The organism is Novosphingobium sp. CF614 (genome assembly GCF_900113255.1).
In the GTDB taxonomy this organism is placed as follows: Bacteria; Pseudomonadota; Alphaproteobacteria; order Sphingomonadales; family Sphingomonadaceae; genus Novosphingobium.
The window spans coordinates 219,533-238,308 of sequence record NZ_FOOR01000001.1 but is presented as its reverse complement, the minus strand read 5'-3'; the positions used below and the strand labels follow the sequence as shown (position 1 = coordinate 238,308).

Annotated in this window: 17 protein-coding genes; 6 read left to right on the top strand and 11 right to left on the bottom strand. The window is 68.2% G+C overall.

Annotated features, from left to right (window positions below; translation table 11 throughout):
• Positions 1 to 202: 202 nt before the first annotated feature.
• Both BM052_RS01100 and BM052_RS01095 read right to left on the bottom strand, forming a co-directional pair.
• Entirely contained in the window at positions 203 to 1,612 is a 1,410-nt protein-coding gene (locus BM052_RS01100; RefSeq protein WP_369821486.1) for a succinylglutamate-semialdehyde dehydrogenase, read from the bottom strand.
• Positions 1,613 to 1,763: 151 nt separating this feature from the next.
• Positions 1,764 to 3,179: a protein adenylyltransferase SelO family protein gene (locus BM052_RS01095; protein ID WP_091142209.1), complete on the bottom strand. Its 1,416-nt coding sequence runs from the start codon at positions 3,177 to 3,179 to the stop codon at positions 1,764 to 1,766.
• A gap of 87 nt (positions 3,180 to 3,266) precedes the next feature.
• Between BM052_RS01095 and BM052_RS01090 the strand changes: the two genes are divergently transcribed.
• The 5 genes from BM052_RS01090 (at position 3,267) to BM052_RS01070 (ending at position 9,183) form a co-directional block, all read left to right on the top strand.
• On the top strand, positions 3,267 to 4,163 hold the full coding sequence (locus BM052_RS01090; protein ID WP_091142206.1) for an alpha/beta fold hydrolase: 897 nt from the start codon (positions 3,267 to 3,269) through the stop codon (positions 4,161 to 4,163).
• A gap of 20 nt (positions 4,164 to 4,183) precedes the next feature.
• Positions 4,184 to 5,311 (top strand): glycosyltransferase, encoded by a 1,128-nt coding sequence (locus BM052_RS01085; RefSeq protein ID WP_091142204.1) that lies wholly within the window; start codon positions 4,184 to 4,186, stop codon positions 5,309 to 5,311.
• A gap of 121 nt (positions 5,312 to 5,432) precedes the next feature.
• Positions 5,433 to 6,233, top strand: a complete 801-nt coding sequence (locus BM052_RS01080) for a tetratricopeptide repeat protein (protein WP_091142202.1) — start codon at positions 5,433 to 5,435, stop codon at positions 6,231 to 6,233.
• Positions 6,234 to 6,256: 23 nt separating this feature from the next.
• Positions 6,257 to 7,636 (top strand): outer membrane protein assembly factor BamB family protein, encoded by a 1,380-nt coding sequence (locus BM052_RS01075; RefSeq protein ID WP_091143002.1) that lies wholly within the window; start codon positions 6,257 to 6,259, stop codon positions 7,634 to 7,636.
• A 194-nt stretch (positions 7,637 to 7,830) separates the two neighbouring features.
• Positions 7,831 to 9,183, top strand: a complete 1,353-nt coding sequence (locus tag BM052_RS01070; protein ID WP_091142200.1) for a methyltransferase family protein — start codon at positions 7,831 to 7,833, stop codon at positions 9,181 to 9,183.
• Positions 9,184 to 9,204: 21 nt separating this feature from the next.
• Here the strand turns inward: BM052_RS01070 and BM052_RS01065 are convergent, their stop codons facing one another.
• From BM052_RS01065 to BM052_RS01055, 3 genes are read right to left on the bottom strand one after another with little or no spacing between them, the layout of a single operon-like run.
• A complete protein-coding gene (locus tag BM052_RS01065; protein WP_091142198.1) occupies positions 9,205 to 9,504 on the bottom strand; it encodes a putative quinol monooxygenase in 300 nt (99 codons plus the stop codon).
• 1 nt (position 9,505) lies between these two features.
• Positions 9,506 to 10,894, bottom strand: a complete 1,389-nt coding sequence (locus tag BM052_RS01060) for a glutamate--cysteine ligase (protein WP_091142196.1) — start codon at positions 10,892 to 10,894, stop codon at positions 9,506 to 9,508.
• A gap of 58 nt (positions 10,895 to 10,952) precedes the next feature.
• Entirely contained in the window at positions 10,953 to 11,711 is a 759-nt protein-coding gene (locus tag BM052_RS01055; protein WP_091143000.1) for a 16S rRNA (uracil(1498)-N(3))-methyltransferase, read from the bottom strand.
• A gap of 145 nt (positions 11,712 to 11,856) precedes the next feature.
• Between BM052_RS01055 and ubiA the strand changes: the two genes are divergently transcribed.
• Complete coding sequence (ubiA, locus tag BM052_RS01050; RefSeq protein WP_091142194.1) at positions 11,857 to 12,786, top strand: 4-hydroxybenzoate octaprenyltransferase; 930 nt, start codon at positions 11,857 to 11,859, stop codon at positions 12,784 to 12,786.
• A gap of 24 nt (positions 12,787 to 12,810) precedes the next feature.
• On the opposite strand, the gene BM052_RS01045 is transcribed toward ubiA, so the two are convergent.
• The 6 genes from BM052_RS01045 to BM052_RS01020 all read right to left on the bottom strand — a co-directional run bounded on the left by BM052_RS01045 (position 12,811) and on the right by BM052_RS01020 (position 18,775).
• A complete protein-coding gene (locus BM052_RS01045; protein ID WP_369821487.1) occupies positions 12,811 to 13,137 on the bottom strand; it encodes a VOC family protein in 327 nt (108 codons plus the stop codon).
• Complete coding sequence (locus BM052_RS01040) at positions 13,095 to 13,295, bottom strand: BrnA antitoxin family protein (protein ID WP_369821485.1); 201 nt, start codon at positions 13,293 to 13,295, stop codon at positions 13,095 to 13,097. Before BM052_RS01040 ends, BM052_RS01045 begins: the two co-directional genes overlap by 43 nt.
• 43 nt (positions 13,296 to 13,338) lie before the next feature.
• On the bottom strand, positions 13,339 to 13,611 hold the full coding sequence (locus tag BM052_RS01035; protein ID WP_091142189.1) for a BrnT family toxin: 273 nt from the start codon (positions 13,609 to 13,611) through the stop codon (positions 13,339 to 13,341).
• 86 nt (positions 13,612 to 13,697) lie between these two features.
• Positions 13,698 to 17,135, bottom strand: coding sequence for a chromosome segregation protein SMC (smc, locus tag BM052_RS01030; protein ID WP_091142186.1), 3,438 nt, complete (start codon positions 17,133 to 17,135; stop codon positions 13,698 to 13,700).
• A gap of 27 nt (positions 17,136 to 17,162) precedes the next feature.
• Entirely contained in the window at positions 17,163 to 17,921 is a 759-nt protein-coding gene (locus tag BM052_RS01025; protein WP_091142183.1) for a DsbA family protein, read from the bottom strand.
• Positions 17,922 to 18,037: 116 nt separating this feature from the next.
• Positions 18,038 to 18,775 (bottom strand): DsbA family protein, encoded by a 738-nt coding sequence (locus BM052_RS01020; protein WP_091142181.1) that lies wholly within the window; start codon positions 18,773 to 18,775, stop codon positions 18,038 to 18,040.
• Position 18,776: the final 1 nt, after the last annotated feature.

Below are 18,776 nucleotides of genomic sequence, written 5' to 3'. Positions count from 1 at the left end.
AGCGAGACTCATCGTCTCCCATGGTCATTGCGAGACGGCGAAGCCGCCGAAGCAATGACCAAGGGGAGGGGAACAGGCGTTCCGATCAAGGGGATTTGGGCCTACACCCTATCGACAAGCTCCGGACGAGCGGGGGGAGACAGATTTTCGACCACGCTGCCTTGGCCTTTTTTCGTCATCCCCGCGAATGGCAGCGAAGCTTCTACTTCAGCCCCACCCCGATGACGGCGCGGGGCTGTTCCATCTCTCCGGACGCGACCGGGTAGGCGCAATAGTCGGCGGCGTAGTAGCCGGTGGGGCGGTGGTTGCCGGATAGGCCGATGCCGCCCACCGGCGCGGCGTGGCTGGGGTTTACCGTCGCGCGGTTCCAGTTGACGATGCCGGCGCGCGCGTTGGCCCAGAACTTGTTGTATTCCTGCGGCGTCCCGCCGATCAGCGAGGCGGCCAGGCCGAAGCGGGTATTGTTGGCCTCGGCGATGGCTTCGTCGAAATCCTCGACGCGGATCACTTGCAGGATCGGGCCGAACAGTTCCACGTCGGGGCGGTCCTTCATTGCCGTAGTGTCGATGATCGCGGGGCTGAGGAAGGGCAGCGATTGCCGCAGGCGGACAAGGTGCTTGATCGCCCGGCCGCCGTGGCTGAGCAGGTAGAGGAAGCTTTCGGTCAATCCGTCTGCGGCGGCGTTGTCGATCACCGGACCCATGAAGGGCGCGGGTTCGTCGAACGGGGCGCCCACGATAATGCGGTCGGCCAGCGCCTTCACTTCGGCGATCACCGCGTCGTACATCGTGCTCTTGAGGATCAGCCGGCGGGTGGCGGTGCAGCGCTGCCCGCTGGTGGCGAAGGCGGATTGCACGATCAGGGCGGCGGCGTCGGTCAGCTTGGGAGTGTCCCAGACGACCATCGCGTTGTTGCCGCCCATCTCCAGCGCCACCAGCTTGTCCGGACGCGTCGCCAGCTTGCGGTTGATGGTGATGCCGGTGTTGGCGGAGCCGGTGAACAATACGCCGTCGATGCCGTCGTGCGCGACGAAGGCCTGGCCTTCCGCCGGTCCGCCCGGGGCGAACTGCATGACCGCGGCGGAAATGCCGGCGCGGTTGAAGCACCGCGCGAGCAGTTCGCCCGAAGCCGGGGCCTTCTCGCTCGGCTTGAAGATCACCACGTTGCCGGCGATCAGCGCGGGCACGATGTGGGAATTGGGCAGGTGGGCGGGATAGTTGTAGGGGCCCAGCACCAGCAGCACGCCGTGCGGCTTGTGGCGCACGGCCATGGTGCCCTGCAGCGCGGAATCGAGCTTGCGCTGGCTGGTGCGCTCGGCATAGGCGCGAATCGAGATTTCGACCTTGTTGACCACCTGCTCCACTTCGGCGCGGGCTTCCCACATGGGCTTGCCGGTCTCACGCGCGATGGTGGTCGCCAGCTTTTCCGATTCCTTGCGGACTTCGTTGGCGAAGCGGCGGACCAGTTCCATGCGGGTCGAGAGCGGCTGTGCCGCCCAGGCCGGCCAGGCCCGGCGCGCGCGGGCGACGATATCGTCCACGTCGCAGGCCTTGCCGCGCCAGATCTCCGCGCCCGTGGCGGGTTCGCAGGAGATGATTTCCGCCGTGTTCACGTTGCTGACAGGTCCTCGGTCGCTGGTTGCCGCCGCTTTGCTTGTCGCTGCACCATCCATTACGGCTAATGATCCGTTAGCTAAGAGAATTCCAGACTGGGACGTCTATGCCACAGCTATCCCTACCGGGGTGCTAACGCCAGGCTTCCCTTCATCGTAAGCCCCGCGGCTCCGGCGGCGTGTCGATACTACGGCCGAGTTCGCGAATCTCCGAGATCTTTTTGTGGAGCGGTGCCCAGTCGTCATGTTCGTCGATCGCCGACCACAGCCGTTCCACTTCGTCTATCGGCAGGCCGGGCACTGCATCGGGCGCCGCGCCGCGCCGCCAGAACGGATCGTCGGCGTCGGCCGCGGGCCGATAGCCGCGCAGCAGTTCCCCGAAGGCGTCGTCTCCGCACGCGCGGCCGGCGCGGTGGGTGAAGAAGAACCGCTCCGGCGCCTCGCCGCTTTCGGCCATGGCGCGCTCGGCCGCCCGGATCAGCGCCGTGTCGGCCTCGGTCCCGCGCGGTTCCACGCCGAGCCGCCAGGTGAAGCGGCGGGCCATGGCCTGCTGGTACAGCGGGCCGAAGCGGTCGAGCGCGGCGATCAGCGGCTCGGTATCGGCAAGCAGGCGCAGCGCCACCGCAAGCTGCCCGCAGTTCCACAGCACCGCCTCGGGCTGGCGGCCGAAGGCATAGAGGCCGCCGTGGTCGAAATAGGCGGCGGTGAAGCGCGGGTCCCATCGGGGCAGCCAGCGCCAGGGGCCATAGTCGAAGCTTTCGCCCGAGATGTTCATGTTGTCGGTATTGAGCACGCCGTGGACGAAGCCGGCGACCATCCAGGCGGCGGCAAGATCGGCCAGCCGCTCCACCACCTGGTGCAGCAGGATCACCGCCGGCTCGTCGCGGCCGGGCGCGTCGGCGGGCGGCTCGCCGCCGGGATAAGTCTCCAGGCAATAGGCGACGAGCGCCGCCATGTGGTCCCGCTCGTCCCGCATCAGCAGGCGCTGGAAGCTGCCGATGCGGATGTGCCCGTGGCTGAGGCGCACCAGCACCGCCGAGCGCGTGGGCGAAGGCTCGTCGCCGCGCCACAGCGATTCGCCGGTCTCGATCACCGAGAAGGTCTTGCTGGTGTTCACGCCCAGCGCCTCCAGCATCTCGGTCGCAAGGATTTCGCGCACCGCGCCTTTCAGCGTCAGCCGCCCGTCGCCGTCGCGGCTGTAGGGGGTCCGGCCCGATCCCTTGGTGCCGAGATCGAGCAGGCGGCCATCGCCGCCGCGCATCTGCGCGAACAGAAAGCCGCGCCCGTCGCCGATGTCGGGATTGTAGGAGCGGAACTGGTGCCCGTGATAGCGCAGCGCCAGCGGCCGGGGCAGGTTGTCCGGCAGCGGTTCGAAGCGGCCGAAATGGGCGATCCACGCCGCCTCGTCCAGATCGCCGAGGCCGATCGCGCGCGCCCACCGGTCGTTGCGGAAGCGCAGTTCATGCCGGGGAAAGCCGGCGGGCGGCACCGGATCGCCGATCCATTCGGAAATAGCCGTGATACGGGGGTCGGGCCGATAGGCACTTGCTTGCGGTTCGCTTCGCATCAGGCGATAGTGGGGACCACTTGCCCGCCGATCAAGCCGGGCGGGTTTCTCCGGCACTGGCCGGCACTGGGAGGTCGCCGTTTCGGCATGACGGATTTCGAAGATCGGTTCTGGTCGAGCCGCGATGGACTGAAGCTGCACTTTCGCGATTACCCGGGCCCCGGACACACAGATGGTCAGGCAGGCGGTGAAGCTGGCGGTCAGGCGCGGCCGCCGGTCCTGTGCCTGCACGGCCTTACGCGCAACGCGCGCGATTTCGATGTACTGGCCCCGCGCCTTTCCGACAGGTGGCGGGTGATCTGCCCCGACATGCGCGGGCGGGGAGACAGCGAGTACGCGAAGGATTCGGCCAGCTACACGCCGATGCAGTATTGCGAGGACGTTCTCGCCCTGCTCGACCGAGAGGGGATCGACCGCTTCGTCGCCATCGGCACTTCGCTGGGCGGACTGATGACCATGGGACTGGCGACAGTGATCCCCGAGCGGATCGCGGGCGTGGTGGTCAACGATGTCGGCCCCTGGCTCGAACCTGCCGGGCTGGCGCGGATCAAGGACTACGTCGGGCAGGGGCGCAGCTATGCCACCTGGGTTCACGCCGCGCGCGGGATCGAGGGTACGCAGGGCGCTGCCCATCCCGGGCAGCCGCTCGATTTCTGGATCGGCATGGCCAAGCGGATCATGACGCTTTCCAGCAACGGGCGCATCGTCTTCGATTACGACATGAAGATCGCCGAACCCTTCCTGGAGTTCGACGTCGACAACCAGGCCGATCTCTGGCCGGCGTGGGAAGCCCTGGCGGGCAGGCCGGTGCTGGTCCTGCGCGGGGCGCTGTCCGATCTGCTGTCGGAAGCGACCATGGCCGAAATGGTGCGCCGCCTGCCGGGAACGGAGGCAGTCACGCTCGGGAATGTCGGCCATGCGCCGACGCTCGACGAGCCGGAAGCGGTCGCCGCGGTCGAGCGGCTGCTGGCGCGCGTGGATTGAACGGCGGGAACGAACCGGCCTTGCGCATCCTCCACCTTCACTCGAGCTTTGCGGCGGGCGGCAAGGAACTGCGCGCGGCGCGGCTGATGAACGCCTTCGGGCCGGAAATCGAACATTCCGTCGTCTCGGCCCAGCCCGGCGCGCATGGCGCCTCGGTCGTGCTCGATCCCGCGCTGAGCGTGCGGTTCCCGGCGGATTTTCCCAGCCTGCAGGGCCGCCCCACGCCCTGGCGGCTGCTGCGCATCGCGCGGGCCATGCGCGGGTTCGACCTGATCCTGACGTACAACTGGGGTGCCATGGACGCGGTGCTGGCGCACCGGCTGCTGGACGCCTCGCTTGGCCTGGGTCCGCTCGTCCACCACGAGGACGGCTTCAACGAAGACGAGGCACAGGGCCTTAAATCCGGGCGCAACGCGTTCCGCCGCGCCGCGCTGGCGCGCGCCTCGGCGCTGGTGGTGCCTTCGCGGCGGCTGGAGGCGATCGCGCTCGGGCCCTGGCGCCAGCCGCGCGCGCGCGTGCGCCTGATCGTCAACGGCATCGATACCACCGCCTATCGCCACCGGCCCCCGCCCGACGCGGTGCCCGGCCTGGCCAAGGCCCCGGGCGACAAGTGGGTGGGCACGCTTGCCGGCCTGCGCCCGGTCAAGAACCTGCCGCGCCTGGTGCGCGCCTTCGCCGCGTTGCCCGAACGCTGGCGGCTCGTGATTATCGGCGAAGGGCCGGAGCGCGCCGCGATCGCGGCGCAGGCGCAGGCCCTGGGCATTGCCCACCGCGTCCACCTGCCGGGCTTCATCGCCGATCCCTCGCGCGTTGCCGGGCTGTTCGATCTGTTCGCCTTGTCCTCCGACAGCGAGCAGTTCCCGATCTCGGTGGTGGAGGCGATGGCGGCCGGGATCGCGGTCGCCTCGCCCGCCGTCGGGGACGTGGCGGACATGGTATCGGTGGATAACCGCGCATTCGTGACCCCCGCCGGGGACGAGGCGGCGCTGGCTGCTTCGCTGGCGGCCCTGGCGGCGGACGATGCCTTGCGTGCCGCGATCGGCGAAGCCAATCGTGCCCGTGCCCAGGCGAATTACGACGAGAATACAATGATCTGTGCCTATCGCGAGACTTATGCCCGGGCCATGGGGCGTGATCGCTTTCCCTGACTGCAAACGCCATTCAGCCGTGCTTCACCCCGGGACGTGCAGCGATCATCCCCGTTGAAAACCCCCGCCCATTCGCTAAACAGCCCCGCAACCATCCTGATTACCGCGGAAAGCGCCCACATTGGCCCTGCCTCCTGACAAGACTTCTTCATCCAACGATAAAGCCGCCGCGCAGAAGGCCGCCCAGCAGGACGTGTTCCTGCGCGAGGTCGACGACGCGCTGCGTCAGGACCAGATCGAAGGGTTCATGAAGAACTACGGCAAGCCGTTGCTGGCCGTGATCGTGCTTGGCCTCCTCGCGTTCGGCGGCTGGCTGTACTGGGATCATCGCCAGACCAAGCAGTACGAGGCGGACACCGAATCTTTCGTGCAGGCGCTCGACAAAGTGCAGGCCGGCAATCTTGACGATGCCAAGGCCCGGCTGGCGCCGATCGCCGCCCAGGGATCGGACGGCAATGCCACCTCGGCCCGGCTGATGCTTGCCGCCATCGCGCTGGAGCAGCAGCGCAAGGCCGACGCGCTCAAGCTCTATCGGCAGGTCGCTGGCGATGCCAAGGCGCCGCAGCCCCTGCGTGACCTGGCCCTGGTGCGAGAAATTGCCGCCAATTTCGATGCGATGAAGCCGCAGGACGTGGTCGATCGCCTCAAGCCGCTCGCCGCGCCGGGCAATCCGTGGTTCGGCGCCGCCGGCGAACTGGTGGGCATGGCCTACCTCAAGCAGGGCCGACAGGACCAGGCCGGCCCGCTGTTCGCCGCCATCGCCAAGGAAGAGGACGTCGATGACGGCCTGCGCAGCCGCGCGCGCCAGCTCGCGGCGGTGCTGGGCGTCGACGCGGTGCAGGATGTGGTCGACGAGAAGGGCGAGCCGATCGCCAAGCTGACCGCGAAAATCATAAAGCCGGCCGATGCCGGCGGAGAGTGAGAATGTCTGGTGAGGATCCGCGCATGAACACAACCGTCTCGAACACCCGGCATTCGGCCGTTCGTGGCCTTGGCGCGCGCAAGGTGGTGCCGTTGATCGCCCTGGCGCTGGTCATGGGGCTGTCGGGCTGCAAGATGTTCGGCGGCGGCAAGGGCGGCCCCAAGACACCGACGGTGGGTGAGCGCGTGCCGATCCTCTCGCGCATCGAGAGCGGCGCCGAAGTCGACCCGACGCTGGCCACGGTGGCGGTGATCCTGCCGCCCGACGCGGCCAACGCCGATTGGCCGCAGGCCGGTGGTCCGGCGTCCAAGTCCTACGGCCACCTCTCGCTGGCGGCCAGTCCCGCGCGGGCGTGGTCCGTGCAGATCGCGGGCTCCACCAACCGGCAGCGCCTCGCGGCGGCGCCGGTGATCGGTGACGGGCGGCTCTACGTGATGGATACCGAGGGCGTCCTCCATGCCTTCGACGCGCAGAAGGGCTCGCAGTTATGGACCAAGAGCTTCGCGGTGAAGGGCGATGGATCGCAGTCGGTGTTCGGCGGCGGCGTCAGCTTTGACGGCGGCCGTGTCTACGTCACCACCGGCGTCGGCGAAGTGGCGGCGCTGGATGCCGCGAGCGGCAACCAGCTCTGGACGAAGAAGCCCGGCGGCCCGTTGCGCGGCGCGCCGACGATCGGTTTCGACGCGGTCTATGTCATGACCCAGGACAACCAGATCTTCGCGCTCAACGCCGCGGATGGGAGCCTGATCTGGAACGAGTCGGGCTCGCTGACCCAGGCGGGCGTGTTCGGAGTCGCTGCCCCGGCCGCCGGGCAGGGGACGGTGATCGCCGGCTATTCCTCGGGCGAGCTGGTCGCCTACCGCTATGAAAACGGCCGCCAGCTCTGGTCCGACGCGCTGGCGCGCACTTCGATCTCGACCGAGGTCGGCAGCCTCACCGATGTCGATGCCGACCCGATCATCGATCGCGGCCGGGTCTACGCGCTCGGCCAGGGCGGACGCATGGCGGCCTATGAACTGGTTACCGGACAGCGTATCTGGGAGCTCAACCTTGCCGGCATCTCCACCCCGGCGGTGGCGGGCGACTGGGTCTTCACGCTGGACGATCATGCCGAGATCCTGGCGATCGCGCGGTCCACCGGCCGGGTGCGCTGGCTGACCCGGCTGGCCCGCTACAAGAACGAGAAGAAGCGCAAGAACCCGATCTTCTGGGTGGGCCCGGTGCTGGCCGGCAACAAGCTGTGGATCGCCAATTCGCGCGGCCTGGTGGCCACCGTCGATCCCGCGAGCGGGACGATGACACCCTTCACGGAGCTGGGTGAAGGCGTCTCGCTGGCGCCGGTGGTGGCGAACCAGACGCTGTACGTTCTCGACGATTCGGGGCGGATCACGGCCTATCGGTGACGGGGCGGGCGGGCCGAGGCGCTTCCGGGGCAAATTGCCCTGCCCTCTTTTTGTGTCGTAATCCCAAATCTCATTGATCGGAACGCGGTTTCCCCTTCCCTTCGTCGGCCGCGCGCCTCGCGGCGGCGAAGGGAGAAGACGAGTCTCGCCCCGAGAGACTTGGTATTAACGATTTGCGGCTAGTTCCGTGGAGCATGAGCAATGCCCGGACCGCCGCGAGCCGCAGGCCCGCCAGTGATGTTTCGGCAGGCGTCGGCCTGTCGGGGCTTGTCGCGCTGTTCGCCTGGCTGGTGGTCTGCCGCAACTGGGCGGTGATCGCCGGCGCCCTGGCGCTGCCGGGCCCGCACGCGCCGATGAGCGGACCTTACGCCGCCGTCGCGACGCTGTTCGTGACCGGCACCGCGATGAGCCTGTGGTCGGTCATGGTCGACAAGGTTCATCTGCGGCCTTCCACCGGCATCGACTGGAGCGCGCCGCGCCCGCTGTCGCAAACGCTCGACGTTTCGATCACCAAGATCGCCGGGCTGTGGGCGACCTGGGCGGCGATCGGCTTCTACTATTGCGTCGGGCGCTGGTATTGGGACGGACAGTACCTGTTCGCGATGGAAGTGATCGGCGTCGCGGCGGTGCCGGTCTTCGTGCTCTCGGTTCCCTACGTGTTCTGGCTCGATCGCTACATGGTCAACCCGCGCGATCATGCCTGGCACTTCGGCGCCATGCTGATCGGGCGCGAGGCCTGGAGCGCAGACGAAGTGAAGAAGCATTGGCGCGCCTGGGGGATCAAGGCATTCTTCGGTGCCTTCATGATCTCCATCCTGCCGCCGGGCTTCGCGCATGTGGTGGAGATCGACTTCGGCCAGATCGCGGCCGACCCGGTGGCGCTCGGATCGATGCTGATCGAGGCGCTGTTCCTGATCGACGTGCAGATCGGCACGGTCGGCTACCTGCTCACCCTGCGGCCGCTCGACGCGCATATCCGCAGCGGCAATCCGTTCCTGGCCGGCTGGGTCGCGGCGCTGCTGTGCTATCCGCCCTTCGTCTGGGGCACGATGGGCCGCGCCGACGTGCTGGGCTACGAGGTCAACACCGGCGGCTGGGCCTACTGGATGCAGGGCCACGATGTGCTGCTGTGGGGCTGGGCGGCGCTGATGGTGTTCCTGACCGCGATCTACGCCTGGGCGACGTTCGCCTTCGGCATCCGCTTTTCCAACCTCACCTATCGCGGCGTGCTGACGGGTGGCCCCTATCGTTTCACCCGCCATCCGGCCTACTTGTCCAAGAACCTGTTCTGGTGGACTTCGACGCTGCCGTTCCTGGTGACCAACGGGTCGTTGACCGACATGGTGCGCAACACCGTGCTGCTGGCGCTGGTGAGTGGCATCTACTACTGGCGCGCCAGGACCGAGGAAGCGCACCTCCTGGCCGAAGATCCCAAATACCGCGAATATCATGCCTGGATGACCGAGAACGCACCGATTACTCGTGCGCTCGCGCAGATCGCCGGCCGCATCCGGCCGCGCCGGGCCCCGCTCCAACCGGCGGAGTGATGCCATCCATTCAAAGTGGGATCAGAGCACCTCGCTCGCCGCGACGTCGTGAAGCTCGACGCGGCGCTCGGTCATGCCGAGGGCGGCGCGTTCTTCCTGCCAGCGCTTCATGTGCGGCTGCTCGAAGTGCGCGGCGAGGGCCTCGCGGTCGCTCCATGCCTCGCTGATGCGGAACAGGCCCGGTTCGAGCACATCGTAGGCATAGGCGTAGGAAAGGCACCCGGCCTCGGCGCGCGTGGCCAGGATCACGCGTTCAAGCGCTTCGAGCGTGGAACCAAGGGCTTCCACGGGAATCCGGAATTCGCCGGTAACAACGATCATGTCAGAAGCTCTTCACGCTGTAGACGCGGGAAATGTCCCCGCCCCATTCGTCATTGTAGAGGTCGAGCAGGCGCTGTGCGGGCACTTTGCCCGAAGCGACGATCTCGGCCAGCGGTTCGAGGTAGCCGGTCTCGTTGTCGCCGCCCGCGTTGAGCTTGCCCCGTGCCGCAAGGCCGGAGCGGGCGATGTCCAGCACCTGGCCGGCAATGTCGCGCAAGGTGCCGCTTCCCCCCGGGGCCGACTGGGGCAGGGGCGCATCGAGGCCCAGCTTCGGGACCAGGCCGCGCAGCGTCTCGCGCCCTTCCATGTCCCAATCCTTGACGAGGTCCCAGGCCGCGTCGAGCGCGCCCTGGTCGTAGAGCAGGCCGACCCACAGCGCCGGCAGCGCGCAGATCCGGCTCCACGGCCCGCCGTCCGCCCCGCGCATTTCCAGGAAGGATTTCAGGCGGACTTCGGGAAAGGCGGTGGACAGGTGGTCCTGCCAGTCGCTCATGCGCGGCAGCTCGCCCGGCAGCGCGGGCAGCTTGCCCTTCAGGAAGTCGCGGAACGACTGGCCGGCGGCGTCGATGTACTTGCCGTCGCGGAACACGAAGTACATCGGCACGTCGAGCATGTAGTCGACATAGCGCTGGTAGCCGAAGCCCTGCTCGAACACGAAGGGCAGCATGCCGGTGCGGGCCGGGTCGGTGTCGGACCAGATGTGGCTGCGATAGGAGAGGAAGCCGTTGGGCTTGCCTTCGGTGAAGGGCGAATTGGCGAAGAGCGCGGTCGCGAGCGGTTGCAGGGCCAGGCTGGTGCGGAATTTCTGCACCATGTCCGCCTCGCTCGCATAGTCGAGGTTCACCTGGATGGTGCACGTGCGCAGCATCATGTCGAGCCCCATCGAGCCCACGCGCGGCATGTGCCGCAGCATGATCGCGTAGCGCCCCTTGGGCATGACCGGCAGGGCCTGGCGCGTCTTGTCCGGCCACATGCCGAGGCCCAGGTAGCCCTTGCCGATGCGGTCGCCGATGATCTTGACCTGGGCGAGGTGGCGCCCGGTCTCGTTGCAGGTTTCGTGCAGGTTCTCCAGCGGCGCGCCGGAAAGTTCGAGCTGGCCCGCCGGCTCGAGGCTGACGGTGCCGTCCGCGCCTTTCATGGCGATCACGTTTCCGCCCTCGACGATCGGTTCCCAGCCGAATTCGGTAAGGGCCATCAGCAAGTCGCGGATGCCGCCGGGCTCGTCATAGGAAGGGGCGTGGTGGTCGGCCGTATCGTAGACGAATTTCTCGTGCTCGGTGCCGATGCGCCAGGCGTCACGCGGCTTTTCGCCCGCGGCCATCGGCGCGGCGAGTTGGTCCAGGCTCTCGATCAGCGGATCGTCGCGATCCGAAACCTCGCGGGTGCTCATGGGCGCGGAGGTAGTGGCCCCCGGGGCCCGACGCCAGCGTTATTTGTTCATCCGGCGGTCAATTTCCGGGCGGCGACCAATCGCCGGCCAGGGCCATCCACAGCGCGCAGGCGGCGATCGTGGCGGTTTCCCCGCGCAGGATGCGCGGACCCAGCGAGATCGCGCGGGCGCCGGGGTGCGCGCGCACGGCGGCGCGTTCCCCGTCATCGAAACCGCCTTCCGGGCCGACCAGCAGCGCCGCCGGTCCAGCCTGCGCGGAAAAGACCGCCGCCGCCGGATCGCCGCCCTGTTCGTCCGCGAAGAACAGCGTGCGCTCACGCGGCCAGTCGCGCAGCAGCGCGTCGAGCCTGGCCACCGGGGCCAGCTCCGGCAACGCGGTGCGGGCGCATTGCTCGGCCGCCTCGGTGACGATCATGCGCGCACGCTCGGGATTGAGCTTGTCGGCGACGCAGCGCCTGGTGACGATCGGCTGGATGCGGCGGACGCCCAGTTCGGTCGCCTTTTCGAGCACGAGGTCGAAATTGGGCTTCTTGAGCAGCGCGGCGCACAGCCAGAAGTCGGGAACCTGCTCGCGCCCGCGCAGCCGCTCGCGCGGTTCGAGCACGACATCGCGCTTGCCGGCCGCGGCAACCCGCGCCGTCCACTCCCCGGTCACGTCGTCGCACAGCACCACGGTGTCGCCCGGCGCCACGCGCATGACCTTGGCCAGGTAGTGGGCCTGCCCCGCCTCAATCACGATCGACGTCCCCGCCGCCAACGGGCCTGGCACGAACAGGCGCGGCGCCGAGCGTGGCGGCCAGGCGGGGGTTGCTCCCATGAATGCGGCTTCCATCAGGCTGGTTGTTGGCAGGTTGGCGGCTTGGTCGGGCGATAGTCGATACCGCGCCATGGAGGCAATGGACAACGCCGGAAGTTGGCGATCGGCCATGACACGAGCCGCATGATCGACTAGTCCTCGGGACGTGACCGAGCCTACCCCCCTATCGGACCTTGGCGTTCCCGACACGCAGCACCGAGGTCTCGTTTCCTTGCTGCCGTCGCCCTGGCGCCCTTACGCGATGCTCGCGCGTTTCGACCGGCCGATCGGATGGTGGCTGCTGTTCTGGCCCTGCGCCTGGGGCGTGCTGCTGGCCGGCGGCGAATCGCGGTGGGGGCTGGTGCTTTGGCTGCTGCTGGGCGCGATCGCCATGCGCGGCGCGGGATGCGTCTACAATGACATCGTCGATGCCGATCTGGACCGGAAGGTCGCCCGCACGGCGAGCCGTCCGGTGGCGAGCGGAAGGGTCTCGAAGCAGGCGGCGTGGACGTGGCTGCTCTCGCTGTGCATGGTCGGCCTCGTGGTCCTCCTGCAATTGCGCTGGCAGGCGCAGCTCGTCGCGCTCGGCAGCCTGGCGCTGGTCGCCGCCTATCCCTTCATGAAGCGCGTCACCTGGTGGCCGCAGGCCTGGCTCGGCCTTGTCTTCACCTGGGGCTCGCTGGTGGGCTGGGTCGAGATTCGCGGCGATCACCTTGGGGCGCTTGCGGCGCTCTATGCCGGCAGCATCGCATGGTGCATCGGCTACGACACGATCTACGCGCTGCAAGACCGCGAGGACGACGCGCTGGTCGGCATCCGTTCCTCGGCATTGCGGCTCGGCACGCGCGTGCGCCTGGGCGTCGCCGGCTTCTACGGGCTCGCCGTGGCCTTGTGGGCGCTGGCGTTCTGGGCGATGCGGCCCGACTGGGTGGCGCTCGTCGCGCTGCTGCCGGTGGCCGTGCACCTGGGCTTTCAGGTGCTGACGCTCGATCCGGACGACGGGGATAATGCACTCGTCCGGTTCCGCTCGAACCGCGATGCCGGCCTCGTCATGGCGCTGGCCTGCTGGGTGGTGGGGAACGCCGGCATCGTCTGACATGCGCCGTGCGTGCCCAGCGGTTCATTCATAGCTCACCACCTCGAACTCTATCCCGTCCCAGTCGAAGAAGTAGAACCGCCGGCCCGGGGCGTAGTCGGCATGGTTGAACGGCTCGAGCCCGGCAGCGAGAACGACGCGTTCCGCTGCGTCGATATCGTCGACCACCAGCCCGACGTGGTTGAGCGGCGCGCCCTTGGCGAAGCGCCCGCGCGGTTGCCCATCGGTATAGACCGCGATGTAGCTGAACACCTCTTCACCGACATGGATGGTCTCGGCAGGGCCGCGTTTCGTGTTGAAATGACGGTTCAGATCCCCAGCGCCTTGCGCAACTCGGCATTGATCCGCGATTGCCAGCCCTTGCCGGTCGCGCGAAAGCCCTCGATCACGTCGGGATCGAGGCGGAGCGTGACTTGCTTCTTGGGGTTGGGCGAGACGGGACGGCCGATCGACTTGAGCGTGCCGGTGGCCGGACGGATCAGTTGATCGCCTCTGTAGATGGCGGCCATCCGGAACATTTCCTCGGTCCATTCGACATCATCGTCATCCGCGTCAATCCAGGGACCGGAAGCGGATTTTGTGTTCCTGCTCATGGGCATGTCTCATCGTGATAATGCGACGCCTACCATCACGCGGCGTCCAAACGAGCGAGACGCGACGACCGTTCAGAAAGCCCCAAACGCGGTAGCGCCTCTCACCATAGTCCTTGCGATCGTCTTCGATCTCATAATAGTCGTCAGCGAAAATGAGGTTCGCGTCGGCAATATCGAGGCCTCGCTCTTCCAAAATCTTTCGCCGCTTGGCTTCATCGAATTCGATCTGCACAATCCACTCCGGGCGTGGACGCCGGAATTGCACAAACTGGAGTGGATCGCCTGTTAAATAAATGTAACCACAAAAACTGTCAATCCCTACTCCGCCGCCAGCAGCTCTTCCGCCCCTACCAGGTCCACGCTCACCAGCCGCGAGACCCCGCGTTCGACCATGGTGACGCCGAACAGGCGGTGCATGCGGCTCATCGTCACGGCATTGTGAGTGACGATCAGGTAGCGGGTGTCGGTCTCCTTGGTCATCGCGTCGAGCAGGTCGCAGAAGCGTTCGATATTGGCGTCGTCGAGCGGGGCGTCGACTTCGTCGAGGACGCAGATCGGCGCGGGGTTGGTCAGGAACAGGGCGAAGATCAGCGCCACCGCGGTCAGCGCCTGTTCGCCGCCCGAAAGCAGGGTGAGCGATTGCAGGCGCTTGCCCGGTGGCTGCGCGTAGATTTCCAGGCCGGCTTCGAGCGGATCGTCCGAATCGACGAGCGCCAGGTGTGCCTGCCCGCCCTGGAACAGGCGTGTGAACAGGCGGCGGAAATGACCGTCCACCGCTTCGAAAGCGGCGCGCAGCCGTTCGCGGCCTTCCCGGTTCAGGTTGCCGATCGAGCCGCGCAGCCGGTTCACTGCCTCGGTAAGCTCGGCCTTTTCGGTGATGCTGGTGCCTAGCTGGGCTTCGGCTTCGGCGAGTTCGTCGGCGGCGACGAGGTTGACCGGGCCGATCCGCTCACGGTCGGCGACAAGGCGGTCCATCACCGCCGATTCCTCGGCGGCGGCGCGCACTTCGGCGGACGCGAAAGCGAAACGCTCGGGCAATACCGGGGGCGGGCACTGAAAGCGCTCGCCGGAAATGCGTGTCATCTCGACCCGGCGCTCGTCCTCGTTTTCGGCACGCGCCGCCGCGCCCGCGCGACCTTCGCGGGCAGTGGCGAGCGTTTCCTGCGCGGCGGCAAGCGCGGCATCGGCCCGGCGGACGGCCTCCGCCGCCGTACCGACCGAGGCTTCGGCCTTCTCCAGTTCCTGGGCGAGCCGGTCGCGGACCGCTTCGCCCTGTTCGATCTGCGTCATCAGCGAGGCGGGCTTGGCGGCGATCACGGCCCGTTCGGTCTCGATCTCCTCCAGCCGTCCGGCCATCTGGGCAAGGCGATTGGCGGCATCGCCCGCGCGCGCCTGCCAGTTCCTGATGTCACCGCGCTGCGATGTCGTCCGCTCCTGCGCGACGGCGAGCGCCTGGTCATGCGCGGCGAGCGCGGCGGTGGCGGCCTGCATCGCGGTTTTCGCGGCCTCGTTCCTGGCCCGGGCGGCATCGAGCGCGGCGCGGCCGGCTTCGGGATCGGGCAGGGCGGCGCGCTTGTCCTGGGCGGCGGCAAGATCGTGCTCGGCGCCGCGGTGCCGGTCGGCGAGTTCCTCCATGCCGCGGTCCAGTTCCGCGCGCCGCGCTTCCCCGCGCGCCTTGGCGTCCTCGGCCTGATCGAGCGCGCGCAGCGCGTTTCGCTCGGCACTGGCTGCTTCGGCGATTGCCCGCTCGGCGGCGATCAGCGAAGCCGAGAGGGCGGAAAGTTCCTGCTGCACCTGGCCTTGCCGGGCCTCGGCCTGGGCGGCGGCTTCGCGCAGCGGGGGAAGCCGGGCCTCGAGTTCGGCGAAGCGATTCTCGGCTTCCAGCCGTGCCGCCTCGGCCGCGCCCTCGCCGCGCGCGACAAAGCCGTCCCAGCGGCGCAGCATGCCGGTGCGCGTGACGAGCCACTCGCCCGGTTTCAGGACGCGCCCGTCATCGTCGCCGGTGACATGGACCAGGGCAAGCCGGGCCGCGAGTTCCGGGGGGCACCGCGTGACGTGCGCGGCAAGGCTTTCGGCGACAGGCATCGGCGCCTCGGCCCCGGTCCAGAAGCGCCCGTCCGCATCGGCCACGATCCCGAGCGGGGCCTTGGCATCCCGGCCCAGCACGGCGGCAAGCGCGCGTTCATAGCCCGGGGCGGCGCGCACCGCGTCGATCGCCATCGGAAGCCCGTGCGCGGCCCTGGCGCCCTTGGCGCGAGCCTCCCGGTCCTTGAGCAGCGCGGCATGCTCGCGCTCGATGCCGGTGAGGTCGGCGCGGGCGCCGGCGAGGGCGGAGGCGGCGATGTCGCGCTCGGCCAGCAGTTCGGCCTTGCGCGCCTGCCGCGCGTCCAGGCCCTCGCGCGCCTGGCCGAGCGCGGCCGTGGCCGCTTGCGCATCGCCGTGCGCCCGCGCGATGGCGGCGTCGAGCGCGTCGATCCGGGGCAGGGCGGACAATTGCGCTTCGAACCGCGCGGCATCGGCGCGCAGCCGTTCGAGCCGTCCGCGTGCCTGCGCCAGTTCGGCTTCGGCGATGCGCCATTCGGCCTCGACGCCGGCCTGGGTGGCGGTGGCCCGGGCAAGATCGAGTTCCGCGGCGCGGGCGGCGCGCTCGGCGCCCTCGAGGGCGTTGGCGAGATGCGGGCGCCGAGCTGCGTCGGCTTCGAGCTGCCGCGTTCCCTCCGCCAGGTCCCGTTCGAGCCGGGCCAGTGCCTCGGCAGCGTCCCGGGTGAGGCGATCGGCGTCGCTGCGGTCTTCCTCGAGCCGTGCGTGCTGGCGTTCAAGGTCTTTGAGCCGCTGTTCGGCAGCGTCCAGCTGGCTGGTCAGCGCCGCCATGCGATGGCCTTGCGCAGTGGCATCGTCGCGGCGGTCGGCCAGTTCTTCCCGCGCTTCGGCCAAGGCTTGCGCGGCGGCGGCCTGATCTTGCTGGGCGGTCCGCGCCGCCTCCTGAGCATCGGCAACGCGGGCCTCGGCGGCCTCTGCTTCCTTCTTCGCGGCCTGGGCGGCGGCGGCGGCATCGCGCCAGCGGGCGAAGACCAGCCGCGCCTCGGCGAGGCGGATCTGGTCCGACAACGCCTTGTAGCGCTCCGCCGCCTTGGCCTGCCGGCGCAGCGCGGTGACGTGCTTGTCCAGCCCGGCCATGATGTCGTCCAGCCGGGCGAGGTTGGCTTCGGTCGCGCGCAGCTTCTGCTCGGCGTCCTTGCGGCGGACGTGAAGGCCGGCGATGCCCGCCGCCTCCTCCAGCATCGCGCGGCGCTCGGCGGGCTTGGCGGCGATGACGGCGGCGATGCGGCCCTGGCTGACCAGCGCGGGCGAATGCGCGCCGGTGGCGGCATCGGCGAAGATCAGCGCGACGTCCTTGGCACGCACGTCGCGCCCGTTGACGCGGTATGCGCTGCCGGTGCCGCGCTCGATCCGGCGGACCACTTCGAGTTCGTCGCGGGTGCCGTCATCGTGCGGGGAGGTTTCGGCTTGCAGCACCACTTCGGCGAAGGCGCGCGGCGGACGATTGGCGGTGCCGGCGAAGATCACGTCTTCCATGCCGCCGCCGCGCATCGACTTGGGCGAGCTTTCACCCATGACCCAGCGGATCGCTTCGAGCAGGTTGGACTTGCCGCAGCCGTTGGGGCCAACGACGCCGGTCAACCCCGGTTCGATGCGCAGTTCGGCAGGCTCTACGAAGCTCTTGAATCCCGTGAGCTTGAGCCGCCTTATGCGCATCCAGGCGTCCTTAGAGGTTCCGGCGCATCAGCGCGCGCCGGCCTGCTGCAGCTTGGCCTCCAGCTCCGCCCAGCTCATCGAGCCGACCGACGCGCCGTTGATGACGAAAGTGGGCGTGCCGGTAACGTCGAACTGGGTGGTCGCCTTCTCGGTCTGGTCGGCGAGAGCCTTGGCCTTGGCGGTATCGGCAAGGCAGGAATTGGCCTGATCGCGGGCGATCCCCCGTGCGGAGAAGAACTCGGTCATTCCCGCAAGCTCGGCGATGGCGCCGATCTGCTGTTCCTTGGGCATTTCGCCGACCGCCTTGAGCCTAGCATCGCCGGCGGCCTGGACATTCTGGAACATGTTGGGCTGCCAGGCCCAGAACTGCTCGCTCAGCGGGATCACCGCCTCGGTCGATCCGCAAGTGGCGAGCAGCGAGGCGGGAACGTCGTAGGGATTGAGCATGAAGTAGCGTAGCTCGTAGCTGACGCGCCCGCTGGCGATGTAGTCGTCCCGCAGCTTCTCGAAGCTTTCCTTGGCGAATTCGGCACAGTGCGCGCAACTGAGCGCACCGAATTCGATCAGCTTGATCGGGGCTTCGGGATTGCCCATGCGATAGCCGCCCTCGGCCGTTTTCTCGACCATGTCCGACCAGGCCTTGCCGGCCGGCGGTGCGATCTTGGCGATCGGCTGGCCGGAAGTCGAGCTGCCATCCTCGGCCTTCTTGTCGCAGGCGGCGAGGCCAAGGGCGAGCGGCAGGGCAAGCATGCCCAGCGCGACGTGACGGAAACGAATGCGGGTCATCGTGACGAATCCTTTACGAGGACGATAAAAGGCTAGCCCATGCCATGGGCGGAACAAAGCGCGAGGGTGCGCGTGGCGGCCATCTCTCCACAACTAACCCTCGGTTTTCGGCGATTTCAGATGGCTCCGGCGTGTATCTCGGCAAGCTTGTCGGTGATCGACTTGGAAACCGCGGCCCAGTCATGCCCGGGCAGGACCTGGCCGTTGAGCGTGAAGCTGGGCGTGCTGTCGAGGCCGAGACTGGCGACTTCCGCCTGCTGCGCCCGCAACTTGTCGAGCATTGCCGGATTATCCAGGCATGCGTCGGCCTGCGCCCGGTCGATGTTCCAGCCGGCCATCGTCGCATAAAAGCCCAGATCGCTGGCGATCGCGCGCAGGCGATCGATCATCCGGCCTTGGAACCAGCGTTGCTGCTGCTCCTGGCTCGCCGCTTCCGCCTTGGCGAGCCAGGCGTCCTGCGTGGCGAAGAAGGCGTTGTGCCGCACGAAGAAGCGTTTGGGATCGCCGCAATAGGTAAGCATCGCCACGGTCAGGTCGACCGGGTTGCGCACAAGGTTCGTCACCGTCACCGAGACCTGCCCCTTGGGGATCACGGTCAGCCGCAGCACCGGGTCCGATTCCCGCTGGTAATGCGCGCAGTGCGAACAGGTATAGCTGACATACTCGGTAAGCTTCACCGGCGCATTGGGATTGCCGAGCCGGTAGCTGCCGTTGTCGGTCACCGCGACCTGGCCGTTCCAGTTCGCCCTGGGGGCTTCCAGGCTGCGGCCGGACTTGCCGGTCGCCGCGATGCAAAGCGCGGCGCAGGCCGCAAGCGCGACGGTGCGCAGGGTTGCTTTGATCCTGGGGGGCATC